The organism is Geodermatophilus sp. DSM 45219, assembly GCF_900104025.1.
Lineage (GTDB): Bacteria > Actinomycetota > Actinomycetes > Mycobacteriales > Geodermatophilaceae > Geodermatophilus.
This window is the reverse complement of sequence record NZ_FNIQ01000001.1, coordinates 710163-734800: the sequence shown is the minus strand read 5'-3', so window position 1 is coordinate 734800 and position 24638 is coordinate 710163. Positions and strand designations below refer to the sequence as shown.

The following is a 24638-nucleotide window of genomic DNA, read 5'->3' as shown; positions in this document are numbered from 1 at the left end:
GTGGGCAGAGCACGACCGTGCCGGGGGAGACCCGGTGACCCCGGACGTCGACGCCGCGATGGGCCGCGCGCTCGAGCTGGCCGCGGCCGCCGTCGAATGGGGGGACACGCCGATCGGCGCCGTGGTCCTCGGGCCGGACGGCGCGGTGCTCGCCGAGGCGGCCAACGAGCGGGAGAGGCAGGGCGACCCGACCGCGCACGCCGAGGTGCTGGCCCTGCGCGCCGCCGCGCGGGTGCACGGTGACGGCTGGCGGCTGACCGGGACGACGCTCGTCGTCACCCTCGAGCCCTGCACCATGTGCGCCGGGGCGAGCGTGCTGGCCCGCGTGGACCGGGTCGTCTACGGCGCCGACGACCCCAAGGCCGGCGCCGCCGGGTCGCTGTGGGACGTCGTCCGCGACCGCCGGCTCAACCACCGCCCGCAGGTCACCGGCGGGGTCCGGGCCGAGGAGAGCGCCGCCCTGCTGCGCGCGTTCTTCCGCGGTCAGCGGGGCCGGTGAGCGCCCGCGTCACGGCGGGTCGGCGGTGACGCGCGCGTCGGTCCGCCGCGGTGCGGGACCCGGGAGCGCGCCCTGTAGTCTGTTCGGCGGTGGCGTGTCCGAGCGGCCGAAGGAGCACGCCTCGAAAGCGTGTGAGGTGCAAGCCTCCGTGGGTTCAAATCCCACCGCCACCGCCAGCAGGACAGACGCGGCGGCGTCCGCACGGGGTCTCGAGCCCAGCGGGCGCCGCCGTCGTCGTCCCGGGCCCGCTCAGACGACCAGGTCCAGGTCGACCAGCCACTCACCGTCCTGCTGCACGAGGCGCACCTGGTGGGTCTCGACCAGCTCGCCGCCGTCGTCGCCGGTGAACGCGACCTCGGTCGTGGCGGTGATGACGCCGTCCTCGGGCTGCTCCACCGCGCGCACGTCCTGCAGCCGGACGTCGGCCCACGGCGCCCAGAAGTCGCGGTAGTAGCCGGGGCCGGCCTGCGAGCGCAGGTAGGGCCCGGTCAGGGCGTAGGCGGCGGTGGGGTCGTCGGGGAGCAGCCCGTAGTACTGGTCCAGGGTCTGCTCGAGGACGACGGCCGGGTCGCCGGACGCCGGCTCGCTCGCCGGTGCGCTGGTGCTCGGGGTCGGCACGGTCTCCGAGGTCTCCTGGGACTCCGACGGTTCGGCAGGCTCCGGCGTCGGCGTCCCCGGCTCGGGTGCGGTGGTCGCCGCGGCCGCGGTGGAGGGTGCGGCGGGGGCGTCGGCACTGGTCCCGGCGTCCCCGCGGGTGGTCAGCCAGACGAGGCCGCCCACCAGCAGCGCGGCGAGCAGCAGCACCGCGGCGACCAGCGGCCCGCGCCGGCGACGCCGGGCGGCCGGCGCGGCCGGCTGGGTCGGCGGCGGGCCTGCGGGCGCGGGCGTCGTCGGCGGGGTGGGCGGTCCGGCCGGCACGTCCTGGACGGCAGTGCCGGAGTCGTGGACGGCGCCCGCGGCGGCGGCGCCGGCCCCCGCCGCGGGCAGCACCCCGGTGCGCAGCTCCTCCGTCCGCTCCCGGTTGGTCGAGGACCGCAGCGAGGTCCGCGCCAGCAGCACCGTGGTCGGGTCGCCGTCCCGGCCGGCCGCGAGCCGGGCCAGCTCATCCCGGACCTGCGCCGTCGTCGGCCGGTCCGCGGGGGCGTCGGCCAGCATCCGCATGAGCGGAGCGGTCATCGAGCCGGCCCGGCGCGGCGGGTCCGGCTCACCGCCGGCGACCCGGTGCAGCAGCCGCAGCGCGTTGTCGTCCATGCCGAACGGCGGCCGGCCCTCCAGGCAGGTGTAGAGCGTCGCGCCGAGGGCGAAGACGTCGCTCTCCGGCGTCACCTCGCCGCCGCGCGCCACCTCGGGGGCCAGGAAGGCCGGCGTCCCGGTGATCTGGCCGGTCTGGGTGAGCGTGACGTCGTCGCTGGCGTGCGAGATGCCGAAGTCGGTGATCTTCACCAGGCCCTCGACCCGCGGACCGCGCCCGATGAGGATGTTCGCGGGCTTGACGTCGCGGTGCACGATGCCCGCGGCGTGGGTGGCGGCCAGCGCGTCGGCGACCTGGGCGCCGACCTGGGCGACCTGGTCGACCGGCAGGACGCCGTCCTCGTGCAGCACCTCGGCCAGGCTGCGCGAGGGCAGGTACTCCATGACCAGCCACGGCGCGCCGTCCTCCAGGGCGACGTCGTAGACGGAGATGGCGTGCGGGTGCGACAGCCGGGCGGCGATCCGGCCCTCGCGCAGCGCCCGCTGGCGCTGCTGGGCGATGACGACGGGGTCGGCGGCCGGCGGCGGCAGCACCTGCTTGACGGCGACGTTGCGTCCGAGCAGCTCGTCGCGGGCCAGCCAGACCGCGCCCATGCCGCCGCCGCCGACGCGCTCCAGCAGGCGGTAGCGCCCTGCGACGACGTGGCCGGGCCCGTTCACGATCCGCCTCCCCTGCCCGTCGCCGAGGTGTCGATCAGACGCCCGTCGGCACGCCGTACCGGCGGGCGTACTCCTCCTGGGCACCCGCGGGCAGGACGTCGTACAGCTCGCCGAGCTCGGTCACCACGTCGGAGTCCAGGTCGTCGAACAGGCGCCGCCAGGTCGGCGGCTCGTCGTAGCTGCGGGTCAGCAGCAGCTCCCAGGCCCGCGTCTGGCGGTCCCGCTTGCTGCGCTCGGCGACGAACTCCGACAGGTAGCGGTCCTTGGCGGCGTCCTTCTCCTCCTTGGTCGCCGTGGCCGGCAGCTCGGCGGGGTCGGCGCCCTTGAGCACCGCGACGATGGCCTCGACGACGTCGGGCCGGAGCCGGTTCTCGCTCATGGGGCTGCTCTCCTGTCGTGGGCGTGCGCCGCCGGTTTCGACGCAGTGAGGGGCAGCGTGCCCCACCCGGCACGGGAGTAACCACCCCGGGACCGGCTCCCGGGTGCCGCGGCCGACCCGCGGCACGCCGCCCGGTATCGTGGCGGGTGCACGTGGAGGATTCGCCTAGTGGCCTATGGCGCTCGCTTGGAAAGCGGGTTGGGGGCAACCCCTCGGGAGTTCGAATCTCCCATCCTCCGCCGGTGAGGCCGGGTCCCACGGGGTCCGGCCTCCGTCGTCCTGGGTCTCAGCCGCGCAGCTCGGTCACGGCCGGCGCCGGGCGCCGCAGGTACAGCCCGGCCACGGCGGCGAGCACGAGCAGCCCGCCGGCCAGCGCCCCGAGCGGCAGCCGCTCGCCGAGGAAGGCCGTCGCGAGCGCCGTCGCCGCCACCGGCTCGAGCAGCGTGACGATCCCGGCCACCGCGCCGGGCACCGTCTGCAGGCCGCGGAAGAACAGCGCGTAGGCCGCGGCGCTGGGCACGACGCCCAGGTAGAGCAGCGTCGCCAGCGCCACCGGCTCGGTGGTGAGCCGCAGCCCGGCGACCAGTGCGACCGGCGTCAGCAGCAGCGCGCCGCCCGCGAACCCGACCAGCGTCACCGGGATGCCGACGGGGACGTCGCCACCGGCCACCGTCACGACCGCGTAGCCGAGGGCCGAGCCTGTGGCGACCAGCGCGCCCAGCAGCACCGCAGTCCCGGCCGAGGCGCCGGCGGTGAGCCCGACCAGCAGGGTCAGGCCGACGAGCGCGACGGCCAGGGCGGTGAGCGTGGCGCGGTCGGGACGGCCGTGGCCGAGGGCCGTCGTCCCGAGGGCGATGAGCAGCGGCGCCAGCCCGAGTGCCACGAGGGTCGAGATGCTGACGCCGGCCAGGGCGACCGCGGCGAAGAAGGCCAGCTGGTACGCGGCCAGCCCGGCGGCCACCAGGGCCAGCCGGACGGCGAGCGGCCGGGTCAGCGGGACCGGCGCCGTCGTGGAGCGGTGTCGGGTGAGCAGGTGCGCGGTGAGCAGCGCGACGGCGCCGATCGCCATGCGGTGCCAGGCGATGTCGAGCGGGCCGAGGTCGGTGCGGGCGGCGACGACCTGGCCGCTGACCCCGGCGGTGCCCCAGCAGAGGGCGGCGAGGACGACGAGCGGGAAGCCGCGCGCGGCGACGGCGGTGGTCGAGGGGGTGGGCATGACACTCCTGGGCGGTCCGGGGGACGGTCGGTCCGGAGCACGGCGCAGATCCCGGGCGGCTCGCGCCGGGAGGAGGTCAGCCCGCGGTGCTCCGGGTCAGGAGCGGGGCGGGGGCGGTCGGAGGACCCCGTCGTCCGCACCCCTCACCGGCTCGGGGCGAGCCTCCGGACGGGGCCTCGGCGTCATGGCACGGAGGGTAGCGAGGGGGGCACCCTGCCCTCGCGGGGTTTCCTCTACAGTGGTGTCCGACCCCTCGTGTGGCGTCATCTCGTGAACCTCCCCAGGGCCGGAAGGCAGCAAGGATAAGCGGGCTCTGGCGGGTGCGCGGGGGGTCCCTTGCTTTCGTGCTGGGCGGGGTGCGGCGGAGGCCGCCGATACCGTCCTCCCGTCCACGTAACCTGCTGCCGTGGCTCTGGCGCTCTACCGGAAGTACCGCCCGGCGACCTTTGCCGAGGTGGTCGGGCAGGAGCACGTCACCACCCCGCTGGTCAACGCCGTCGACGGCGGGCGGATCAACCACGCGTACCTGTTCAGCGGGCCGCGCGGCTGCGGCAAGACCTCCTCGGCGCGCATCCTGGCCCGGTCGCTGAACTGCGAGCAGGGGCCGACGTCGACGCCGTGCGGCGTCTGCGCGTCGTGCGTGGCGCTGGCGCCCGACGGGCCCGGCTCGCTCGACGTCATCGAGATCGACGCCGCGAGCCACGGCGGTGTCGACGACGCCCGCGACCTGCGCGAGCGAGCCTTCTTCGCCCCGGTGAGCAGCCGCTACAAGGTCTACATCGTCGACGAGGCGCACATGGTGACCACGCAGGGCTTCAACGCCCTGCTCAAGCTGGTCGAGGAGCCGCCGGAGTTCCTCGTCTTCGTCTTCGCGACCACCGAGCCGGAGAAGGTGCTCTCCACGATCCGCTCGCGGACGCACCACTACCCGTTCCGGCTGGTGCCGCCGACCACGCTGCGCGGCCTGCTGGAGAAGACCTGCCAGGCCGAGGGCGTGCGGGTCGAGCAGACCGTCTTCCCGCTGGTGGTGCGCGCCGGCGGCGGGTCGGTCCGCGACTCGCTGTCGATCCTCGACCAGCTGCTGGCCGGCGCCGGCGAGGAGGGCGTCACCTACGCCACCGCTGTCGGGTTGCTCGGCGTCACCGACGACGCGCTGCTCGACGAGACGATCGACGCCCTCGCCGCGCACGACGCACCGGCCGTCTTCCGCGCCGTCGACCGCGTGGTGGAGGCCGGGCACGACCCGCGCCGCTTCGCCACCGACCTGCTCGACCGGCTGCGCGACCTCATCGTCCTCGACGCCGTCCCGGACGCCGGGGGCAACGGGCTGCTCGACTGCCCGCCCGACCGGCTGGACCTGATGAGCTCGCAGGCCCAGGCGCTGGGGTCGGCCACGCTGTCGCGGATGGCCGACACGGTGCACGCCGGCCTGACCGAGATGCGGGGGACGACGGCGCCGCGGCTGCTGCTGGAGCTGGTGTGCGCCCGGATGCTGCTGCCCGCGACCGACGGCTCGACGGCGGCCGTGCTGCAGCGGCTGGAGCGCCTCGAGCGGCGCATGTCGATCGCCGGCGAGCACGCGGGGCGGCCGGCCGCCGAGCCCGCGGACGGGTACGCGGCTCCCCGTGAGGCCCCGGTGCGCGAGGCCCGGCCGGAGCCCGCCGCCGCCCCGGCGCCGGCAGCCGAACAGCAGCCCGGCCGGACGGTGCGCGAGTTCGTGCGGAAGTCCCAGGCCCCCGCGCCGGCGCAGCGGCCCGCGCCGGGGCCGGCCCGCAGCGAGCCGGCGGAGGCCGAGCCGGCGCGGTCGCAGCCGGCCCGTCCGGAGCCCGCGCCACCCGAGCCCGAGCGCGCCCGCCCGGAGCCGGTCGCGGCCCGTCCGCCGGCCGACGACGGCTGGCCGGAGACCACCCCGCCGGGGTCGGGGGCACCGTCCTTCCCGGCCGCACCGGCGGCTGCCGCTGCGGCGGCCCCGCCGGCCGCCACGGCCGAGGAGCCGCGGCGGTCCCGCGTCGCCCCGGGCGAGCCGGACATCCCGCTGCCCCCCGAGCCCACCGACGACGAGGACTGGCCGCACCCGGCCCAGCCCGCGGCGGCCGCCGCCGCGGCCGGGCGCGTCGAGCAGCCCCGCCCGGCGGCCACGTCGGCGCCCCGGGCCGCGGCCGAGTCCTCGCCGGCGCCGCGCGGTGCCGAGCCGACGCCGCTGGTGACGGCGAACCCGCCCGACCAGGCCGCCGACGGGGACCTCAGCACCACCGACGTCCGCCGGGTGTGGCCCGAGCTGCTGAAGGTCGCGCGCGGCCACAAGCGCACGACCGAGGCGCTGCTGCGCAGCGCCCAGGTCCACGACCTCGCCAACGGGGTGCTGACCCTGACGGCCACCTCGCCGGCCCTGGCCAAGATGCTCGGCGACGACCTCAACCGAGACGTCGTCCGGCAGTCGCTGCAGGAGCTGCTCGGCGTGCGCTGGAAGGTGCAGGTCGTGGTGGAGGGCGCGGCCGCCCGCGGCGCCGCCCCGGTGGCACCCGAGGCGGCCCGGGAGGCCGCGCGGGCCGCGGAGGCCGCGGAGGCCCGGGAGCTCATGGCCGAGCGCGCGGCCGAGGGGTCCGGGGGTGACGGGGAGCCGGAGCCCGCGGTCGACCCCGAGCAGGCGGCGCTGTCCCTGCTGCGCACCCACCTCGGCGCCCGCCCGATCGACTGAACGGCCCCCCGCCCCCGCCGCTCGTACCTCGCGGCGGGACCCTGCAGGGGGCCGTTCAGCAGGTCACGAGCGGGCGAGGACCTCGTCGAGGCGCTCGTAGCCCTCGCGGACGCCGACCTCCATGCCACTGGCCACGAAGGCGTCCCGGCCGGCGAAGGAGTCGACCAGCGAGGTCGACGTGAGCCGGGTGCGGCCGTCGCCGAGGTCCTCGAGCACCAGCCGCTCCAGCGCGACGCCGTCCGGCTCGCCCTCGTAGGTGAAGGTCTGCACGATCAGCTCGTCGGGCCGCACCTCGTGGAAGCAGCCGTGGAAGCCGTACTCCTCGTCCCCCTGGCGGTGCAGGTAGCGGTAGGAGCCGCCGGTGCGGCAGTCGTAGTGGTCGATCGCCATCTCCAGGCCACGGGGGCCGAGCCACTGGACGACCAGCTCGGGGTCGGTGTGCGCGCGGAACACCTTCGCGGGCGGTGCGTCGAACTCGCGGGTGATCCGGACCAGCGGGACCTCGGGGTCGACGTCGATGCGGGTCTCGTGCGTGGTGGTGGTCATGACGGGTTCCCTCTCTCGGTGGTCGGTCCGGTGGTGCTGTCGCTGTCGTCCGGCATGGACGCCAGGACGTCGTCGAGCCGGCGGTACCGCTCCTCGGCCTGCCGCCGGTAGCGCTCGATCCACGCCGTCATGAGGTCCAGCACCTCGGCCTCCAGGTGCACCGGACGCCGCTGGGCGTCGCGGCTGCGGCTGACCAGGCCGGCGTCCTCGAGCACCCGCAGGTGCTTGGAGACGGCCTGGACGCTGACGTCGTAGGGCTCGGCGAGATCCCCGACGGTGGCGTCGGCGACCGCCAGCCGGGCGACCAGGTCGCGCCGGGTCGGGTCGGCCAGGGCCGCGAAGACCCGGGAGAGCGGATCGGCGGCCATCGCGGTGTCCTCCCTTCCTCAACCGATTGGTTGAGGAAGAGCGTGGACCGGCTGCCGACCTTTGTCAACCACTTGGTTGAGGAGGCGGCGTCCCCGCACGTGTCGGTCCCCCGGCATACGCTCGGGTCATGTTCCCCGGAGGCCAGCCCGACATGTCGGAGTTGCTGAAGCAGGCGCAGCAGATGCAGCAGCAGCTGGCTGCCGCGCAGGAACAGCTCGCGCAGGAGGAGGTCACCGGCACGGCGGGCGGGGACCTGGTCAGCGTGACCATGACCGGGCAGGGCGAGGTCACCGCGGTGACGATCGCCCCCGCGGCCGTCGACCCCGACGACCTCGAGACCCTCCAGGACCTCATCGTCGCCGCCTTCCGCGACGCCTCCCGCGCCGTCAACGACCTCACCGCCAGTCGCATGGGGCCGCTCGCCGGCGGCCTCGGCGGCGGCCTGGGGCTGCCCGGCCTGTAAGGGTCGCGGCGGAACCCCCTGAGGAGAGGGACACCGTGTACGAGGGGGCCGTCCAGGACCTCATCGACGAGCTCGGCCGGCTGCCCGGCGTCGGGCCGAAGAGCGCCCAGCGCATCGCCTTCCACCTGCTGGCCGCGGAGTCCGCGGACGTCGGCCGGCTGGTCGCCGCGCTGCAGCGCGTGCAGGCAGAGGTGCGGTTCTGCAGCACCTGCTACAACGTCGCCGAGGGTGAGCAGTGCCGCATCTGCCGCGATCCGCGGCGCGCCGACGACGTGATCTGCGTCGTCGAGGAGCCCAAGGACGTCGTCGCGATCGAGCGCACCCGCGAGTTCCGCGGCCGCTACCACGTGCTGGGCGGCGCGATCAGTCCCATCGAGGGCGTCGGCCCCGACGACCTGCGGGTCAAGGAGCTGATGACCCGGCTGATGAGCGGCGCGGTCACCGAGCTGATCATCGCCACCGACCCCAACCTCGAGGGCGAGGCGACCGCCGCCTACCTGGCGCGGCTCGTCGGCCCGCTCGGGCTCGCGGTCAGCCGGCTGGCCAGCGGCCTGCCCGTGGGTGGCGACCTGGAGTATGCCGACGAGGTCACGCTGGGCCGCGCCTTCGAGGGCCGCCGCCGCATCGACGCCTGAGACCTCGTCCTCCCCGCCCCCGCACACTCCGGAGCCCTGGACGGGGCCGTGGCGGGTCGGCCGGCGTGGTGGCGCCTGACCTGGCCCGATCCCAGGTCACAGGATGGTGTCGATGGGGATCCCGTGCTCACCGTCGCGTCGACGTCCCGCCTAGGGTCCGACCCACGTCCGTGAGGGATTGCACCCTGCGGCCGTGAAGTCGGGAACTCATCCGGTCCACAGGGGCCGAGAAGGCAGGTCTTCCGCGATGCAGCGTCGTCCCTCACGCGTGCTCGCCGCTTCGGCGGCCACGCTCACCGCAGTCACCCTGGCTGCCTGTGCCTCCAGCGACCGGGACTCCGGCGGCGGCGGGGAGGGCGGTGAGGCAGCACAGTCCGGCGGCACGATGGTGTTCGGCGCCGCCGGCGACCCCGCCATGCTCGACCCGGCGTTCGGCAGCGATGGGGAGACCTTCCGCGTCTCCCGGCAGATCTTCGAGGGGCTGCTCGGCAACGAGATTGGCGGCACTGACCCGGTGCCCGAGCTGGCCGAGGACTGGGAGGTCAGCGAGGACGGGCTGGAGTACACCTTCAACCTGCGCCAGGGCGTCCAGTTCCACGACGGCACCGAGTTCGACGCCGAGGCCGTCTGCTTCAACTTCGACCGCTGGTACAACTTCGAGGGCCTGGCCACCAGCCCGAGCGCCTCGTACTACTACCAGGCGGTCTTCGGCGGCTTCGCGAGCACGCCGGACGCCCCGAGCATCTACCAGAGCTGCGAGGCGACCGACGAGAGCACCGCGGTCATCCGGCTCAGCCAGGTCACCTCGAAGTTCCCGGCGGCGCTGGCGCTGCCGGCGTTCTCCATCCAGAGCCCCACGGCCCTGCAGGAGTACGACGCCGACAACCTGTCCGGCGACGCCGACGCGCTGACCTACCCCGAGTACGCCCTCGAGCACCCGACCGGCACCGGGCCCTTCCGGTTCGACAGCTGGGACCGCGGCAACGGCCAGGTCACCCTGGTCCGCAACGAGGACTACTGGGGTGACCCGGCGCTGCTCGACGAGCTGATCTTCCGCACCATCTCCGACCAGAACACCCGCCGGCAGGAGCTGCAGGCGGGGTCGATCGACGGCTACGACTTCGTGGCCCCGGCGGACTACCAGTCGCTGGAGGACGAGGGCTTCCAGGTCCTGGTCCGCGACCCGTTCAACATCCTCTACCTGGGCTTCAACGGCGGGAACGTCCCCGGCACCACCGCCAACCCGGCGCTGCAGAACCCGCAGGTCCGGCAGGCCATCGCGCACGCGATCGACCGCGAGACGATCGTCAACTCGCTGCTGCCCGAGGGCGCCCAGCCGGCCATCGAGTTCATGCCGCCGACCGTCGACGGCTACGCCGAGGACGTCACCACCTACGAGTACGACCCCGACCGCGCCCGGCAGCTGCTGCAGCAGGCCGGCGTCGAGGGGACGACGCTGCGGTTCTACTACCCGACCGAGGTCAGCCGGCCCTACCTGCCGGACCCCGCGGCGATGTTCCAGGTGATCAGCCAGAACCTGACCGACGCCGGCTTCACCATCGAGCCGGTCGCCCTGCCGTGGAACCCGGACTACCTGAACGCGGTCCAGGCCGGCCAGGCCGACATCCACCTGCTCGGGTGGACCGGTGACTACAACGACGCCTACAACTTCATCGGCACCTTCTTCGCCGAGGCGTCGAACAACCAGGCGTCGGCGGAGTTCGGGGCCTTCAGCGCGCCGGAGATCTTCCAGGCTCTCGACCGGGCCGACCAGGAGCCGGACCCGGCCGCTCGCACCGAGCTCTACCAGGAGGCGAACCGGCTGATCATGGACTACCTGCCGGGTGTCCCGATCTCCCACTCCCCGCCGGCGCTGGTCGTCGCGGAGAACGTCTCGGGCCTGGAGCCCAGCCCGCTGACCGCCGAGGTCTTCGCCCCGGTGTCCATCAGCGAGTGACCTGCACGCCCGTCCCCGTCGGGCAGCCGCCTGCTGCCGACGGGGACGGTGCGGTGACCGACGCCGGACCGAGGGAAGGCTGACCAGCACGCCGTGCTCCGCTTCGTCGTCCGACGGCTCCTGCAGCTCGTCCCGATCCTGCTGGGCCTGTCGGTCCTGCTCTTCGCCTGGCTGCGCGCCCTGCCCGGCGGCCCCGCCCAGGCCGCCCTCGGCGAGCGCGCGACGCCCGAGGCCATCGCCCGCTACAACGAGCTCTTCGGCCTGGACCAGCCGATCTGGGTGCAGTACCTGCGCTTCCTCGGTCGCGCCGTCCAGCTCGACTTCGGCTCGTCGGCCCGCACCGGCCGCCCGGTGACCACCGAGTTCCTCGAGCGGATGCCCGGCACCGTCGAGCTGACGCTGTTCGCCATGGTCTTCGCCATCGGCGTCGGCATCCCGCTGGGCTACCTCGCCGCCCGCAGGCACGGCAGCTGGCTGGACTCCAGCGCCGTCATCGGCTCGCTCCTCGGCGTGGCCATCCCGGTGTTCTTCCTCGCCTACCTGCTCCGGCTGCTGTTCGCCGTGGAGCTGGGCTGGCTGCCGGGGTCCGGCCGCCAGGAGGTGCGCATCGACGCCACCCACATCACGAACTTCTACGTCCTCGACGGCCTGCTGACCCGCGAGTGGGACGCCGCCTGGGACGCCTTCCTGCACCTGGTCCTGCCGGGCATCGCGCTGGGCACCATCCCGCTGGCGATCATCGTGCGGATCACCCGCGCCGCGGTGCTCGACGTCGTCAACGAGGACTACGTCCGGACGGCGAACGCCAAGGGCCTGTCCGCCGACACCGTCCGCCGCCGCCACGTCATCCGCAACGCCCTGCTGCCGGTGTCCACGACGATCGGCCTGCAGACCGGCCTGCTGCTGTCCGGCGCGGTGCTGACCGAGACGGTCTTCGCCTTCGGCGGCGTCGGGTCGGCCATCTACGACGCGATCTTCGCCCGCGACTTCGCCGTCCTGCAGGGCTTCGTCCTCATGCTGGCGGTCGTCTACGTGCTGGTGAACCTGCTGGTCGACATCTCGTACGGCCTCCTCGACCCGAGGGTGCGCGTCCGATGACGCCTGCGGAATCGGACCAGTGGGCAGAGCCGATGAGCTCGCGAGTCGGACCCATGGGAGGAGCCCGATGACGGCCATGGGCGACGTGCGGCGGCAGCGGATCGACGAGCTCGCCGCCCGCGCCGGGCAGGTGCCCGAGGGCGAGGGTGGCGTCTCCCTGGTGAAGAGCGCGTTCCGCCGGCTCCGGCGCAACCCGGTGGCGATCCTGGGCGCGGTCATCGTGCTGGTGTTCCTGTTCGTCGCCGCGTTCGCGCCGTGGCTGGCCCCGCGCGACCCGCTGGCGCAGACGCTGCTGGGCGAGGTCCGCCCCGGGTCCATCCCCGGTCCGCAGGAGGGCTTCCCGCTCGGCGTCGACCAGCTCGGCCGCGACCTGCTCTCCCGGCTCGTCTACGGCTCGCGGCAGTCCCTGCTCATCGGCGTGGTCTCCACGGTGCTCGGCGCGGTGGTCGGGATGGCGCTGGGCGTGCTGGCCGGGGCCTTCGGCGGCCGGGTGGACACGGTGGTGATGCGGTTCGTCGACATCATCCTGTCCATCCCCAGCCTGCTCATGGCGATCAGCATCTCGGTGCTGCTGGGCCAGAACCAGTACGCGCTGATGATCGCCATCGCCGTCACCCAGGTGCCGGTGTTCGCCCGGCTGCTGCGGGGGTCGATGCTGGCCCAGCGGGAGAGCGACTACGTGCTCGCGGCCCGCGCGCTGGGCGTCAAGCGGGGCCGGATCGTCTTCGGCCACGTGCTGCCCAACTCGCTGTCGCCGGTGATCGTGCAGGGCACGCTGTCCCTGGCGACGGCGATCATCGAGGCCGCCGCGCTGTCCTTCCTGGGCCTGGGCGATCCGGACATCGCGCGTCCGGAGTGGGGCGCGATGCTGTCCACCGCGCAGGACTTCCTGTCGATCCGACCGGGCCTCGCGGTGTGGCCGGCGGTGTGCATCATCGTGGTCGCGCTGGGCTTCACCCTGCTCGGGGAGTCGCTGCGAGAAGCCCTCGACCCGAAGTTCCGGAGGTGAGCCGCGATGACGACGGGCGAGCGAGCATCGCAGGGAGCGCCAGCGACCGAGGAGCGGAACGAGCCCGGAGTCGAGCAGTGAGGGAGCCGGTGTCGATCGAGGCGATGCCGCCCGAGGGTGCCCTGCGCAGCGACGTCCCCGTGCTCGAGGTCGAGGACCTGTCGGTGACCTTCACCCGGCGCGGCGAGCAGCCGACGCGCGCCGTCGACGGGGTCAGCTTCTCGGTGTCCGCCGGGGAGACGATCGGCCTGGTGGGGGAGTCCGGCTGCGGGAAGTCGGTGACCTCGCTGGCGGTCATGGGCCTGCTGCCGAAGCGCGGGGTGCAGGTCGGCGGCTCGGTGCGGCTGGCTGGCACCGAGCTGCTCGGGGCGTCGGACCGGACGCTGCGCCGGCTGCGCGGGTCGGAGATGGCGATGGTCTTCCAGGACCCGCTGTCCTCGCTCAACCCGACCGTGCCGATCGGCACGCAGGTCACCGAGGTGCTCGTCGAGCACCGCGAGATGGGGAAGAGGGAGGCGGCCACCGAGGCCACCGACCTGCTGGACCGGGTCGGCATCCCCGACCCCGCCCGCCGGCTCAAGGAGTACCCGCACCAGCTGTCCGGCGGCATGCGGCAGCGGGCGCTCATCGCGATGGCGCTGGCTTGTTCCCCCCGGCTGCTCATCGCCGACGAGCCGACGACGGCCCTCGACGTGACCATCCAGGCGCAGATCCTCGAGCTGCTGCGCGAGCTCGTCGTCGACTCCGGTACGGCGCTGGTGATGATCACCCACGACCTCGGTGTCGTCGCCGGGCTCTGCGACCGCGTGCACGTCATGTACGCGGGCAAGGTCATCGAGACCGCCGACCGGTACGAGCTGTTCGCCCGGCCCCGCCAGCCCTACACCGGCGGGCTGCTCGCCTCGGTGCCGCGTCTGGACGCCGGGCGGGGGGTCCCGCTGACGCCCATCCGCGGGTCGGCCCGCGACGCCATCCCGTGGGCCGAGGGCTGCGCCTTCGCCCCGCGGTGCGACAACGCCCAGGACGACTGCCTCACCGAGGTCGCAGGGAGCACCGTGCCGCTGGAGTACGACGGGCCCGGCCGCGAGCTGCGCTGCCGCCACCCGCTCAGCTACCCGCAGCAGACCCCGGCCGGGGCCACCGCGTCCGGAGCCGGGCGGTGACCGCCGCGAGCGAGCCGCTGCTGCGGGTCGAGGGCCTGCAGGTGCACTTCCCGATCAGGCGCGGGCTGTTCTTCGACCGCACGGTCGGCCACGTCCGCGCCGTCGACGGCGTCGACCTGGCCATCGACCGTGGCACCACCTACGGGCTGGTGGGGGAGTCCGGCTGCGGCAAGTCGACCCTGGGCCGCGCCGTCCTCCGGCTGGTCGAGCCCACCGCCGGGCGGGTGGTGTTCGACGGCACCGACGTCGCCTCGCTGGGCGGTGAGCCGCTCCGGCACATGCGCCGGCGGATGCAGATGGTCTTCCAGGACCCGCTGGGCAGCCTGGACCCGCGGCAGGACGTCGAGTCGCTGCTGTCCGAGCCGCTGCAGGCGCACGGCCTGGGTGGCGGGAAGGCCGGCATCGCGACGCGGGTGCGGGAGCTGCTGGACGCCGTCGGGCTGCCGGCCGCGGCGATGCGCCGGTACCCGCACGAGTTCTCCGGCGGGCAGCGGCAGCGCATCGGCATCGCCCGGGCCATCTCGCTGGAGCCGGACCTGCTGATCGCCGACGAGCCGGTCTCCGCGCTGGACGTCAGCGTGCAGGCGCAGGTGGTCAACCTGCTCGAGGAGCTGCAGGAGCGTCTGGGCCTCACCTACCTGGTCATCGCCCACGACCTGGCGGTGGTGCGGCACATCAGCGACGTCGTCGGCGTCATGTACCTCGGGTCGCTGGTCGAGCAGGCACCGGCCGACGCGCTCTACGACGAGCCGCTGCACCCCTACACGCGGGCGCTGATGAGCGCCGTCCCGGTGCCGGACCCGGTGGTCGAGGAACGCCGCGCGCGGATCCTGCTCGCCGGCGACCTGCCCTCACCGGCGAACCCGCCCAGCGGCTGCCGGTTCCACACCCGCTGCCCGTGGCGGCAGGAGACCCGCTGCGACGACGAGGCCCCGGTGCTGCGCGAGCTGGCGCCCGGCCACCTGGTGAGCTGCCACTGGGCCGAGGAGATCCGGGACGGCGTCCTGCGGCCCAAGTCGGCCGAGGAGGTCGCCGCCACCCAGGGCGTGTCGGTGCGGGCCACCGGCGCGGACGGCGGCTTCGAGCCCGACGCGCTGCTGCAGGGCGTCGACGAGCCGATCGAGCGGCGCTGAGGCGATGACACCGTCGTCCTACCGGTAGCGGCCCCCTGCAGGGTCCCGCCGCGAGCCTGCGAGCGGTGGGGGGCAGGGGGTCCTGCCACCACTCGGCGCGACAGGATGGCGCGGCCGCCGACCGGTCGCTCCCACTCACTCCAGGACGACGTCGTCCCCGCGGCGCAGCGCCCGGCGGACCCGCAGTCGCAGCACGCGGGCGTAGGCGCGGACGAACTGCGTGTAGCCCGGCGTGGGCCCGTGGTAGCCGAGGAACCCCCGGGGGCCCTCGGTCATCTCGCCGGTCCGCACGTCGTAGCGCGCCTGGTGCCACGGGCAGACCAGGCAGCCGTCGGCGTCCACCGTGCCCTCCGACAGGTCGGCCAGCTGGTGGCGGCAGCGCCGGGAGACGGCGAAGTACCGGCCGTCGTGGTTGCCGACGGCCCAGTCCCCGACCCGGCGGACCGCCCCCGGCGGCAGGTCGGCGGCGGGGATCCGGTCGGGCTGGTCCATGGGTCCTCCAGGTCTCGGGGTCCGGCACCTACCCGCGCAGGCCACGGGTCAGACCAGCCGGCGCGGGTAGGGTCGCCGCACCCGATCTGCGGAGGTCCCCCCGTGCGCCGGCTGCCCGCCGTCCTCGTCCCGCTGGCCGCTCTCGTCCTCTTCGGCGGGGGTCCCGCGCTCGCGGAACCGCCGTTCGACGTGCCCGAGCAGGTCACCGACCGTGCCGGCGTGCTGGTCGGCGACGAGTCCGACGTCGAGGCCGCGGTCGCCGAACTGCAGGCCGAAGAGCAGGTGCAGCTCTTCGTCGTCTACGTCGACTCCTTCGACGGCCTCGATCCGCGCACGTGGGCGGACCGGACCGCCGAGCTGTCCGGGTTCGGTGGCAACGACGTCCTGTTCGCGGTCGCCGTCGAGGACCGGCGCTACGCGTACAACCCGCCGGCGGACCTCGCGCTCTCCGAGCAGGAGATCGAGGAGCTGATCGTCTCCGACGTCGAGCCGGAGCTCACCGCCGGTGACTTCGACGGGGCGGCCGTCGCGTTCGCCGAGGGCCTGGCCCGCGGTGGCGGGGGCGGCGGCTCGGGCAGCGGGCTGGGCACGATCGCCGTCGTGGGAGGCATCGCGGCGGTCGCGGGCGGCGCCTACCTCATCACCCGGTCGCGCCGCCGCCGGCAGGGCCCGCCGCCCACCCAGCGGCTGGAGCGGCCCGACCCGCACGCCGGCGTCCCGACCGAGCAGCTCGAGGCGCAGGCCAGCACGGCACTGCTGGAGCTGGACGAGGCGGTCAAGACCTCCCGGCTGGACCTGGACTACGCACGGCTGCAGTACGGCGCCGACGCGGTCGCCGGGTTCACCGAGGCGCTCGCCGCCTCGGAGCAGGACCTCTCCCGGGCGTTCACGCTGCGGCAGCAGCTGGACGACGAGCACCCGGAGGACGAGCCGACCAAGCGGCGGATGCTCACCGAGATGCTGCAGGCCACGGCCGCGGCCGACGCGCGGCTCGACGAGCAGGCCGAGGGCTTCGACCGGCTGCGCGACCTGGAACGCACCGCCCCGCAGGCGCTCGACGCGCTCGCCTCCCGCGCCACCGCGCTGCGCGGCCGGCTCCCGGCCGACGAGGAGCGCCTCGCCGCGCTGCAGCGCCGGTACGCCCCGGCCGCGCTCGCGCCGGTCGCCGACAACCCGGCCCAGGCCCGGGCGCGGCTGGACGCGGCCGAGCAGGCGATCAGCGAAGCGCGTGCCGACCTCGCGGCCGGCCGCACGGGCGGGGCCGTCGGCGACATCCGGGTCGCCGAGGACGCGCTCGCCCAGACCGGCACGCTGCTCGACGCCGTCACCCGGCTGGGCGAGGACCTGCAGGCCGCCGAGGCCCGGGTGGCGCAGGTGCGGGCCGAGACCGAGGAGGACCTGGCCGAGGCCCGGGCGCTGATCGCCGGCGGCACCGGTGCGGGGTTGCGGTCCCAGGTCGCCCGCGCCGAGGCGGCGCTGACCGCGGCCGACGCCGCCGTGCGCCCGGGGGACGGCGGCCTGCCCGACCCGCTGGCCGCGCTCCGCCAGCTGGAGGAGGCCGACATCGCGCTGGAACAGGCCCTCGGCGTGGCCCGGGACGCCGAGCAGCGCGCCCGGCGTGCGGCGGCGTCGCTGGACCAGGCGCTGCTCACCGCCCGGTCGGGCATCGCGGCCGCCGGCGACTTCATCAGCACCCGCCGCGGCGCCGTCGGCCCCGAGGCGCGCACCCGGCTGGCCGAGGCGCAGCGGCACTTCGACGTCGCCGTCGCGCAGGGCCGCACCGACCCGGTCGGGGCGCTGCGCGAGGCCCAGCTGGCCGACGCCCTGGCCCAGCAGGCGCTGCAGCGGGCGCAGTCCGACGTCGCCGGCTGGGGCAGTGGGTACGGCGGTGGCGGCTCCGGCGGGTACGGCGGCGGGTACGGCCCCGGTGGGTTCGGTGGCGGCCACGGCGGGGGGCGGGGCGGCGTGGACCTGGGCAGTCTCGTGCTCGGCGGCATCCTCTTCGGCGGCGGCGGTGCCGGGGGCTACGGCAGTGGTGGCGGCTTCGGCGGGGGCGGTGGATCGCGCGGCGGTGGCCGACGTCCGGGTAGCTTCGGCGGGTCGCGGAGCCGGGGGCGCTCCGGCGGGGGTCGTTTCTGATCTCGTCGCCGCACCCCTGGGAACTGTCGGTCCCCGGTGCCACGGTGGCCCTCCCCACCCGACGAGGAGGAGCGATGCCCACTCGGAACACCCCGTGGCCGGCCGGCACCCCGTGCTGGATCGACTACGGTGCCTCGGAGATCGACGCCGCCAAGGAGTTCTACGGCCGCCTGTTCGGCTGGGAGTTCACCGGCGGTGAGCCGGAGTACGGCGGGTACCTCAACGCCACGCGCAACGGCGAGCAGGCCGCGGGCCTCGGCCCGCTGACGAACCCGGGCGACTCCCCGGGCTGGACGACGTACTTCGCCACCGACGACGCCGCGGCCACCTGTGACCGCATCCGCGGCGCCGGCGGCACCGTGGTCGTGGAGCCGATGGAGGTCGGGCCGATGGGCACGATGGTCATCGCCGCCGACCCGCAGGGCAACGCCTTCGGCCTGTGGCAGTCCGGGGAGCACACCGGCTACCGGGTCTTCAACGAGCACGGGTCGCTGGTGTGGAGCGAGGCCGCCGTCGACGACCCCGCGGCCGCCCGCGAGTTCTACACCGCGGTCTTCGGCTTCAGCTGGGCCGAGGTCCCCGGCGCGGAGGGCTACACGACGTTCGCCACGGGCGACCGGATGCTCGGCGGCCTCGGTGGCCACCAGCCCGGCTCGCCCAAGGGGTGGACGGCGTGCTTCGCGGTGGACTCGACCGACGACTCGGTGGCCACGGTGGAGTCCGGCGGCGGCAAGGTGACCATGGCCCCGATGGACACCGAGTACGGCCGCTTCGCCGTGGTCGAGGACCCGTGGGGTGCTCCGTTCTCGGTCATGCAGGTGCCCTCGGGCAGCTGAGGGAGGACTCCCGCCGGGATCCCGTCGCAGGCCCGGGATGCCGAGGAGGGGCCGGGCCGGTGCGGCGGGGGCGCGCCGGCCCCGGCCCGGTCGCCGTCCCGGCCGTGAGACGCCGGTACGGGCCCAAGGGCTCCTGCGCCTCCGCCGGTGGGAGCCCACCCTGGTCCCCACCACGCGGGGCCGAGGAGGGACAGCCATGACCGCGAGCACCGGACGCGCCCGCACGAGGACCGGCAACGCCGCCACCGTCACCGAGCTGTACGACGCGTTCGGCCGGGGCGACGTCCCTGCCGTCCTGGCGAGGCTGGCCGACGACGTCGCCTGGGAGGACTGGCGGGACAACTGGGCCCAGCGCGCGGGCATCCCCACCATGGCCCGGCGCACCGGCCCGGCCGAGGTGGCGGACTTCTTCGCCGTCATCGGCAGCTGGACGCTGCACGAGTTCACCGTGCTCGACGTCATCGGGGACGGGCGCCAGGTCGTCGCCGAGGTGCGGGCGGAGTTCACCCTGCCGAACGGCGGGCGCTGGGCGGACGAGGAACTCCACCTGTGGACCTTCGACGGGTCCGGTCGCGTCGTCCGTCTCCGGCACTACCTCGACACGGCCAAGCACATCGCGGCCGGCCGCGGCGAGGACACCACGGCGCGCTGATCGAGCGGGCTCAGCCGCGCACCTGGCCGTAGGCGTGCTCGGGCCGCAGGCGGACGACCAGCCGGCGGTCGGCGACCATGGCCGCGCGGTAGGCGTCCCAGTCCTCGTGCTCGCCGCTGAGCGCGCGGTAGTAGCCGACCAGCTCCTCGACGGTGGCGTCGTGCGGGTCGGCGGCGACCGGGGTCAGCTCGGCGGTGCCCTCCACGGCGACCCAGGTCCAGAAGTCCGGCGACGTCACGTGCAGCGTCGCCCGGGGGTCGGCCTGCAGGTTGCGGGTCTTGGCCCGGTCGGCGGTCACCGAGATGCGGGCCAGCTGCTGCTCGTCGTCCCAGGCGTAGAAGAGGTTGGACAACTGCGGCCGGCCGTCGCGCTTCACGGTGGCGAGCACGCCCCGGTGGTTCCCGGCGACGAAGCCGAGCAGGCGGGGGTCGACGTCCATCAGCGCACCCTGCCACGGGCCTTGAGCGGCACCGGGGGCAGCGGCGGGGCGGCCAGCCGGTCGCCGTCGTAGCCGACGACGGTGCCGAAGCGCTGGTCCTCGGCGGTCCACTGCTCGGCGTACCCGGTGATCTCCTCGCCCGTCCGGCCGACGAAGTTCCACCACATGACGATCCGCTCCTCGAAGGGCTCGCCGCCGAGCAGCAGCAGCCGGCTGGCCTCGGCGGCGCGCACCCGCACCCTGCGCCGTCCGGTGCCGAGGTACAGCATCGCGCCGATCTCCAGCGGCACGTCCTCGACCTCGGCGGAGCCGGAGGAGGTCAGCAGCGCGTACTCGAAGCCCGGCTCCAGGGGCAGCTCGACGTCCGCGCCGGCGGCCAGGTCGAGGTCCACGCCCACCAGCGGGGTGTGCGCGGTGCCCGGCGAGGTGGCCCCGCCGAGCGAGCCCATCAGCACGGTCGCGGTGAGCCCGTCGGAGGTGAAGCCGGCCAGGCCGGTGTGGTGGGCGAAGGCCGGGGCGGTGTCGCGCGCGGCCTCGGGCAGCGCCACCCACAGCTGCGCGCCGTGCAGGAACCGCGGGTGCACGGCCGGGGACTGCTCGGAGTGCGCGATGCCGTGCCCGGCCGTCATCAGCGCCAGCTCGCCGGGGTGGATGCGGGTGTCGCTGCCGAGCGAGTCGCGGTGGTGCACCTCGCCCTCGAGCAGCCAGGACACCGTCTGCAGGCCGGTGTGCGGGTGCGGCGGCACCTGCATGCCCGGGGAGGAGGCGATGTCGTCGGGGCCGTAGTGGTCGACGAACGCCCACGCGCCGACCAGCCGCCGGCCCAGGGTGGGCAGCAGCCGGCGCACGCGGGTGCTCTCGCCGAGCAGCACCTCCTTGCCCGGCAGCAGGTCGAGCACGGGACCGGCGGCGGTGCCCTCCAGCCCGCCCAGTTCGCGGGCCGGTGGGCGGCGGTCCAGGTTGCTCATGGTCGGGTCCTCCGAGCGGTCGTCACCGGTACTCCGGGGCGGTCGGGCAGCGCAGGGCGTCGAGGTCCCAGCCGGCGCGGCGGGCACCGGCCAGGTAGGCGCTGTCCAGGAAGTCCAGGACGACGGCCCGCGGGTCCGCGGCGGTGCGCACGTCGGCGTAGGGCAGCAGCGCGAGGTGGGCGCCGCGGCTCTCGATCCACCGCGCCGTCGCCGGCCGCAGCGGCTCACCGGCCAGCCCCGCCGGCTCGGGAGCGGTGTAGGAGTAGAACGCGGGCTCGGGGACCTGGGCGTCGCCGAACCAGAAGCCGGAGCTGATGACCTCGTGGGAGTAGGCCTCCCGGGTCACCGGGTCCGCGTGCTCGGGCTGGTCCACCCGCCGGTCGGAGAAGCGGGTGACCGCGATGTCGAAGGTGTGCCAGAAGTGGTGCACCGGGCTGGTCTTGGCGTAGCTGCGGCCGGCGAACTCCTCGAGCACCTGCGCGACCTGCCCCAGCACCACCCAGTAGCGGGTCGCCATCTGCCGGTCGTAGGCCGCGTGGTGCTCGTCCTCGGCGAACGGGGTGCCGTCGGCCAGGTCGAACGGGACGGGCCGCTCCACGGTGGCCGGCAGGCCGAGCCCGGCGAGGGTGCCGAGCAGCTGCCGGTAGAAGGCGGCCACGCTCAGCCCCGGCAGCGGGAACGACGCCCGCCGTCCGTCGGCCACGGAGACCTCCAGCCGGTGGTCGACCAGATCGAGGTCCACGGCGAAGACGGGGTCGAACCCCATCGGGCGGGTGGTGAGCCCCCGGCCGGTCAGGTGGAACGGGATGTGCCACCAGTGGTTGCGCCGCGGGGCGTTGGCCAGCCGCAGCTTGCCGACGATCTGCAGGAACCGGTGCAGGGTCTCCTTGGTGTCGGCCCAGTCGGCCAGCGGGATCGGCGGGAAGACGGACACGGGCGGCTCCTTCCTCGGGTACCGGGGCCAGCATGCCGACCCCGGCGGCGGCGCGGTAGCCGCCGCCGGGGACGCCGTCACCGAACGGACTCGCCGCGGACGGCGGCGTGCGGGACGGCGGCGTGCGGCACGCGCTGGGCGGGGACTGCGCCGAGCCGGCCGGCCCGGAAGTCGTCGAACGCCTGGACGACCTCCTGCCGGGTGTTCATGACGAACGGCCCGTACATCGCGATCGGCTCGCGGATCGGCCGGCCGCCGAGGACGACGACGTCCAGCGCGGGCGTCCGCGACTCCTGGTGCACCGCGCCGCTGACCGTAACGGTGTCGCCGGGCCCGAGGACGGCGAGCTGCCCGGTGCGGATCGGCGCCCGGTCGATGCCCACCGAGCCCGTGCCCGACAGCACGTAGACCAGCGCGTTGAAGTCCGGCTGCCACGGCAGGTCGAGGGTGGCGCCGGGCGAGACGGTCGCGTGCACCATCGCCATCGGGGTGTAGGTCGAGCCCGGTCCGCGCTGCCCGGCGACGTCCCCGGCGATGACCCGCACCAGGGCGCCGGCGTCCGGGCTGGCGAGCAGCACCGACTCCCGGGCCCGCAGGTCCTGGTAGCGCGGCTGCACCCACTTCTGCGCCCGCGGCAGGTTGACCCACAGCTGCAGGCCGTGGAACAGCCCGCCGCTGACGACCAGGTGCTCCGGCGGCCGCTCGATGTGCAGCACGCCGCCACCCGCGGTCATCCACTGGGTGTCGCCGTTGCTGATCGTCCCCCCGCCGCCGTGGGAGTCGGCGTGCTCGAAGGTGCCGTCGATGATGTAGGTGACGGTCTCGAAGCCGCGGTGCGGGTGCCAGGAGGTGCCCCGCGGCTCGCCCGGCGCGTACTCGACCTCGCCCATCTGGTCCATGTGGACGAACGGGTCCAGGTCGCGCAGGTCGACGCCGGCGAACGCGCGCCGCACGGGGAAACCCTCGCCCTCGAAGCCGGACGGGGCGGTCGTCACCGAGCGGGTGCGCCGGCGGACGGTGCGCGGGGCGGGCAGCGGGACGCGGGGCAGGGCGGTGGTGTCCTCGACGGTCACGGCAGGCATGCCGGCCTCCTCGGTTGAGGGCTCAACTAGTGGCACTGTAACCCCGGCCACCTCGCGCGTCTTCCCTCGCGGCACGGCGGCACGGCGGCACGGGATCGGCGGTCTCGTGGCGATCACGCACCGATGGCCACGAGACCGCCGATCTCGCCGGTTTGGCGACGAGCCGCACGGGTCACGCTCCCCCGGGTGGACGACGTCCGCGGCCGCCCGGGCTGCCCCAAGCGGATGGTCTTCGGGCCCTGCGGCGGGGTCCGGGTCGACGAGCGCTGCGAGGTGGCCGAGCACCGCTGCGTCTTCGTCGACGAGCCCGCTCCGGCGTGGCAAGGGCCTCCCTCGCCGCCGGTCCCGCCCCGGCCGGACAGCCTGCTCGCCGCCGCCGCCGCCGCCCGCGCCCGGCCGGTCGTCCTCACCGACCTCACCGTCCCGCCCTTCGACCGAGCCGGGCTGCGCCGGGTGGTCGAGGTGCTCGCGCCGGTCTCCGACGGGCTGCTGGCCGGCGAGCACGCGAACCGGCCCGATCTCCCGCCCACGGTGGTCGCCGCCGAAGTCCTGGACGCCGGGGGCCGGCCGTGGACGACGCTGGCCTGCCGCGACCGCAACCGCGTGGTCCTGGAGCAGGAGCTGGCCGGGCTGGCCGCGGTCGGGGTCGACGGCGTGCTCTGCGTGACCGGCGACGCCCGCGGCCCGGGCGTCCGGCCCGGCGTGACCCAGGTGTTCGACCTCGACGGCCCCCGGCTGGCGGCGCTCGCCGCGGCGGCCGGGCTGCCGGTCGCCGTCCCGGAGTCGCCGGTGGCGCCGCCGGTGTCCCTGCGCCCGGCGCGGGTGGCGGACAAGCAGCGGGCGGGGGCGCAGCTGTGCGTGCTCAACCACGTGCGCACGCCGGCGCAGGTGGCGGCGTTCGTCGCCGCCGCGCGGGACGCCGGCGCGACGCTGCCGTTCGTCGCCGCGGTCGCCGTCTACACCGACGAGCGCTCGGCCCGCGTGCTGCAACGCTTCCCCGGCCTGCAGATGGACGACGCGACGGTCGAGCGGGTGCTCGCCGCGCCGGACCCGCGGTCGGCCGGGATCGCGGCGGCCGTGGCCGAGGCCCGGGCGCTGCTCGCCGTCCCCGGTGTGGTGGGCGTCAACCTCTCGGGTCTGGCCTCCGACGGCGGCGAGCTGGCCGGCGCTCGGGTGAAGGCCGAGGTCGCCGCGGGGATCGGGAGGACGGCGTGAGGGAGCTGGAGAGCGAGGCGATGGAGGCCGAGTTCGGCACCGTCGCCGGCTGGACCGAGGAGGCGGTGCGGGCCCTGGGTCCCGGCTCCGCCGTCCCGGCCGGGTGCCGCGGCAGCGGCAGCGAGGGCGCGCTGCGCTGGCTGGCCGACCGGCTCGAGCTGGGTGCCGGCAGCCGGGTGCTCGACGACGGCGCCGGCGTCGGCGGGCCGGCCGGGTGGCTGGCCGCCGAGCGCGGCGTGCGCCCGGTCTGCGCCGAGCCGATGCACGCGGCGGCGCGCGCCGCGCACCGGCTGTTCGGGCTGCCGTCGGTGGCAGCGGTGGCGCAGGCGCTGCCGTTCGCCGACCGCTCCTTCGACGCCGCCTGGTGCCTCGGCGTCCTCTGCACGACGTCGGACAAGGCCGCTGTGCTGACCGAGCTGCGGCGGGTGCTCCGGGACGGCGGCCGGCTCGGGCTGCTGGTGTTCGTCGCCGACCGCCCGCTGCCACCGCCGCTGCCCGAGGGCAACGACTTCCCGGGCGAGGACGAGGTGCGGGAGCTGCTGACCGCGGCGGGCCTCGGGCTGCTGGAGACCTCGGTCGCCGACCTCGGGGACAGCCCGCCGGAGTGGTCTGCGCGCGCCGACGCGGTCGACGCCGAGGTCGAGCGCCGGCACGGGGACGACCCGCGCTGGGCGGAGGCGCAGGAGCAGTCCCGCCGGGTGGGCCGGCTGCTGGCCGATGGCGCGCTGCGGCCCTGGCTCGGCGTCGCGGTCGCCGGCTGACGGCTGCGGGAGCGCGGAGGCCGGCCAGTGCCGTCGCCGGCTGA

The 24638-nt window shown here is 75.3% G+C and carries 24 protein-coding genes, 2 tRNA genes and 1 other RNA gene; 17 read left to right on the top strand and 10 right to left on the bottom strand.

All coding sequences use genetic code 11. The annotated features are described in order from the left end of the window. The first annotated feature begins 34 nt into the window (after positions 1–34). Together BLR12_RS03590 and BLR12_RS03585 are read left to right on the top strand one after the other, a co-directional pair. Positions 35–499 (top strand): nucleoside deaminase, encoded by a 465-nt coding sequence (locus BLR12_RS03590; protein WP_218120525.1) that lies wholly within the window; start codon positions 35–37, stop codon positions 497–499. A gap of 88 nt (positions 500–587) precedes the next feature. Further along, positions 588–675, top strand: a tRNA-Ser gene (locus BLR12_RS03585). Positions 676–748: 73 nt separating this feature from the next. On the opposite strand, the gene BLR12_RS03580 is transcribed toward BLR12_RS03585, so the two are convergent. Continuing rightward, entirely contained in the window at positions 749–2410 is a 1662-nt protein-coding gene (locus tag BLR12_RS03580; protein ID WP_218120524.1) for a serine/threonine-protein kinase, read from the bottom strand. Between the two features lie 34 nt (positions 2411–2444). After that, on the bottom strand, positions 2445–2789 hold the full coding sequence (locus BLR12_RS03575) for a hypothetical protein (protein WP_091373480.1): 345 nt from the start codon (positions 2787–2789) through the stop codon (positions 2445–2447). A gap of 154 nt (positions 2790–2943) precedes the next feature. Between BLR12_RS03575 and BLR12_RS03570 the strand changes: the two genes are divergently transcribed. Then, positions 2944–3028: transfer RNA gene (locus BLR12_RS03570), tRNA-Ser, on the top strand. A 47-nt stretch (positions 3029–3075) separates the two neighbouring features. Here the strand turns inward: BLR12_RS03570 and BLR12_RS03565 are convergent. Beyond that, entirely contained in the window at positions 3076–4005 is a 930-nt protein-coding gene (locus BLR12_RS03565) for a DMT family transporter (protein WP_091373474.1), read from the bottom strand. Between the two features lie 244 nt (positions 4006–4249). Here BLR12_RS03565 and ffs point away from each other — a divergent pair. Both ffs and BLR12_RS03555 read left to right on the top strand, forming a co-directional pair. Continuing rightward, positions 4250–4345: signal recognition particle sRNA small type (gene ffs / locus BLR12_RS03560), an RNA gene on the top strand. Between the two features lie 66 nt (positions 4346–4411). Beyond that, entirely contained in the window at positions 4412–6703 is a 2292-nt protein-coding gene (locus tag BLR12_RS03555; protein WP_091373470.1) for a DNA polymerase III subunit gamma and tau, read from the top strand. Positions 6704–6766: 63 nt separating this feature from the next. Here BLR12_RS03555 and BLR12_RS03550 read toward each other — a convergent pair whose 3' ends face one another. Both BLR12_RS03550 and BLR12_RS03545 read right to left on the bottom strand, forming a co-directional pair. Further along, complete coding sequence (locus BLR12_RS03550) at positions 6767–7249, bottom strand: SRPBCC family protein (RefSeq protein ID WP_091373466.1); 483 nt, start codon at positions 7247–7249, stop codon at positions 6767–6769. Further along, positions 7246–7617 carry an ArsR/SmtB family transcription factor gene (locus BLR12_RS03545; protein ID WP_091373463.1) on the bottom strand — a complete coding sequence of 124 codons (372 nt, stop codon included), beginning with the start codon at positions 7615–7617 and terminating at the stop codon, positions 7246–7248. The genes BLR12_RS03550 and BLR12_RS03545 overlap by 4 nt, the downstream gene beginning before the upstream one ends. Positions 7618–7745: 128 nt before the next feature. On the opposite strand from BLR12_RS03545, the gene BLR12_RS03540 reads away from it, so the two are divergent. The 7 genes from BLR12_RS03540 to BLR12_RS03510 all read left to right on the top strand — a co-directional run bounded on the left by BLR12_RS03540 (position 7746) and on the right by BLR12_RS03510 (position 15076). Beyond that, the gene (locus BLR12_RS03540; RefSeq protein WP_091373459.1) at positions 7746–8081 is read left to right on the top strand and encodes a YbaB/EbfC family nucleoid-associated protein; all 336 of its coding nucleotides are present in this window, start codon (positions 7746–7748) and stop codon (positions 8079–8081) included. 35 nt (positions 8082–8116) lie between these two features. Continuing rightward, positions 8117–8716 (top strand): recombination mediator RecR, encoded by a 600-nt coding sequence (gene recR / locus BLR12_RS03535; protein ID WP_012946702.1) that lies wholly within the window; start codon positions 8117–8119, stop codon positions 8714–8716. A gap of 268 nt (positions 8717–8984) precedes the next feature. Further along, positions 8985–10673, top strand: coding sequence for an ABC transporter substrate-binding protein (locus BLR12_RS03530; RefSeq protein WP_255363266.1), 1689 nt, complete (start codon positions 8985–8987; stop codon positions 10671–10673). A gap of 93 nt (positions 10674–10766) precedes the next feature. Further along, positions 10767–11771, top strand: a complete 1005-nt coding sequence (locus BLR12_RS03525) for an ABC transporter permease (protein ID WP_091373453.1) — start codon at positions 10767–10769, stop codon at positions 11769–11771. Positions 11772–11838: 67 nt separating this feature from the next. Further along, entirely contained in the window at positions 11839–12780 is a 942-nt protein-coding gene (locus BLR12_RS03520; protein ID WP_091373451.1) for an ABC transporter permease, read from the top strand. Positions 12781–12884: 104 nt separating this feature from the next. After that, positions 12885–13943: an ABC transporter ATP-binding protein gene (locus tag BLR12_RS03515; protein WP_091374322.1), complete on the top strand. Its 1059-nt coding sequence runs from the start codon at positions 12885–12887 to the stop codon at positions 13941–13943. After that, positions 13940–15076 (top strand): ABC transporter ATP-binding protein, encoded by a 1137-nt coding sequence (locus BLR12_RS03510; RefSeq protein ID WP_091373448.1) that lies wholly within the window; start codon positions 13940–13942, stop codon positions 15074–15076. Before BLR12_RS03515 ends, BLR12_RS03510 begins: the two co-directional genes overlap by 4 nt. A gap of 135 nt (positions 15077–15211) precedes the next feature. Here BLR12_RS03510 and BLR12_RS03505 read toward each other — a convergent pair whose 3' ends face one another. Beyond that, complete coding sequence (locus tag BLR12_RS03505) at positions 15212–15568, bottom strand: Rieske (2Fe-2S) protein (protein ID WP_091373445.1); 357 nt, start codon at positions 15566–15568, stop codon at positions 15212–15214. Positions 15569–15670: 102 nt separating this feature from the next. On the opposite strand from BLR12_RS03505, the gene BLR12_RS03500 reads away from it, so the two are divergent. From BLR12_RS03500 to BLR12_RS03490, 3 genes are all read left to right on the top strand, one after another. Beyond that, a complete protein-coding gene (locus BLR12_RS03500) occupies positions 15671–17707 on the top strand; it encodes a TPM domain-containing protein (protein WP_091373443.1) in 2037 nt (678 codons plus the stop codon). A 74-nt stretch (positions 17708–17781) separates the two neighbouring features. Then, positions 17782–18543, top strand: a complete 762-nt coding sequence (locus BLR12_RS03495; RefSeq protein WP_091373440.1) for a VOC family protein — start codon at positions 17782–17784, stop codon at positions 18541–18543. Positions 18544–18739: 196 nt separating this feature from the next. After that, positions 18740–19195, top strand: coding sequence for a nuclear transport factor 2 family protein (locus BLR12_RS03490; protein WP_176832319.1), 456 nt, complete (start codon positions 18740–18742; stop codon positions 19193–19195). Between the two features lie 10 nt (positions 19196–19205). Here BLR12_RS03490 and BLR12_RS03485 read toward each other — a convergent pair whose 3' ends face one another. From BLR12_RS03485 to BLR12_RS03470, 4 genes are all read right to left on the bottom strand, one after another. Beyond that, positions 19206–19634: a PPOX class F420-dependent oxidoreductase gene (locus tag BLR12_RS03485; protein ID WP_091373436.1), complete on the bottom strand. Its 429-nt coding sequence runs from the start codon at positions 19632–19634 to the stop codon at positions 19206–19208. Then, positions 19634–20602, bottom strand: coding sequence for a pirin family protein (locus tag BLR12_RS03480; RefSeq protein WP_091373434.1), 969 nt, complete (start codon positions 20600–20602; stop codon positions 19634–19636). Before BLR12_RS03480 ends, BLR12_RS03485 begins: the two co-directional genes overlap by 1 nt. Before the next feature lie 22 nt (positions 20603–20624). Then, positions 20625–21536, bottom strand: a complete 912-nt coding sequence (locus tag BLR12_RS03475) for a DUF5996 family protein (protein ID WP_091373431.1) — start codon at positions 21534–21536, stop codon at positions 20625–20627. Between the two features lie 77 nt (positions 21537–21613). After that, positions 21614–22618 carry a pirin family protein gene (locus tag BLR12_RS03470; protein ID WP_091373429.1) on the bottom strand — a complete coding sequence of 335 codons (1005 nt, stop codon included), beginning with the start codon at positions 22616–22618 and terminating at the stop codon, positions 21614–21616. Between the two features lie 186 nt (positions 22619–22804). Between BLR12_RS03470 and BLR12_RS03465 the strand changes: the two genes are divergently transcribed. Beyond that, a complete protein-coding gene (locus BLR12_RS03465) occupies positions 22805–23833 on the top strand; it encodes a methylenetetrahydrofolate reductase C-terminal domain-containing protein (protein ID WP_255363264.1) in 1029 nt (342 codons plus the stop codon). After that, the gene (locus BLR12_RS03460) at positions 23830–24594 is read left to right on the top strand and encodes a class I SAM-dependent methyltransferase (RefSeq protein WP_255363263.1); all 765 of its coding nucleotides are present in this window, start codon (positions 23830–23832) and stop codon (positions 24592–24594) included. The genes BLR12_RS03465 and BLR12_RS03460 overlap by 4 nt, the downstream gene beginning before the upstream one ends. Positions 24595–24638: the final 44 nt, after the last annotated feature.

Coding starts and splice junctions, on each gene's coding strand:
- BLR12_RS03505 (WP_091373445.1), bottom strand. CDS start 15,568: ATGGACCAGCCCGACCGGATCCCCGCCGCCGACCTGCCGCCGGGGGCG.
- BLR12_RS03490 (WP_176832319.1), top strand. CDS start 18,740: ATGACCGCGAGCACCGGACGCGCCCGCACGAGGACCGGCAACGCCGCC.
- BLR12_RS03565 (WP_091373474.1), bottom strand. CDS start 4,005: ATGCCCACCCCCTCGACCACCGCCGTCGCCGCGCGCGGCTTCCCGCTC.
- BLR12_RS03550 (WP_091373466.1), bottom strand. CDS start 7,249: ATGACCACCACCACGCACGAGACCCGCATCGACGTCGACCCCGAGGTC.
- BLR12_RS03515 (WP_091374322.1), top strand. CDS start 12,885: ATGCCGCCCGAGGGTGCCCTGCGCAGCGACGTCCCCGTGCTCGAGGTC.
- BLR12_RS03480 (WP_091373434.1), bottom strand. CDS start 20,602: ATGAGCAACCTGGACCGCCGCCCACCGGCCCGCGAACTGGGCGGGCTG.
- BLR12_RS03485 (WP_091373436.1), bottom strand. CDS start 19,634: ATGGACGTCGACCCCCGCCTGCTCGGCTTCGTCGCCGGGAACCACCGG.
- BLR12_RS03520 (WP_091373451.1), top strand. CDS start 11,839: ATGACGGCCATGGGCGACGTGCGGCGGCAGCGGATCGACGAGCTCGCC.
- BLR12_RS03470 (WP_091373429.1), bottom strand. CDS start 22,618: ATGCCTGCCGTGACCGTCGAGGACACCACCGCCCTGCCCCGCGTCCCG.
- BLR12_RS03545 (WP_091373463.1), bottom strand. CDS start 7,617: ATGGCCGCCGATCCGCTCTCCCGGGTCTTCGCGGCCCTGGCCGACCCG.
- BLR12_RS03575 (WP_091373480.1), bottom strand. CDS start 2,789: ATGAGCGAGAACCGGCTCCGGCCCGACGTCGTCGAGGCCATCGTCGCG.
- BLR12_RS03540 (WP_091373459.1), top strand. CDS start 7,746: ATGTTCCCCGGAGGCCAGCCCGACATGTCGGAGTTGCTGAAGCAGGCG.
- BLR12_RS03495 (WP_091373440.1), top strand. CDS start 17,782: ATGCCCACTCGGAACACCCCGTGGCCGGCCGGCACCCCGTGCTGGATC.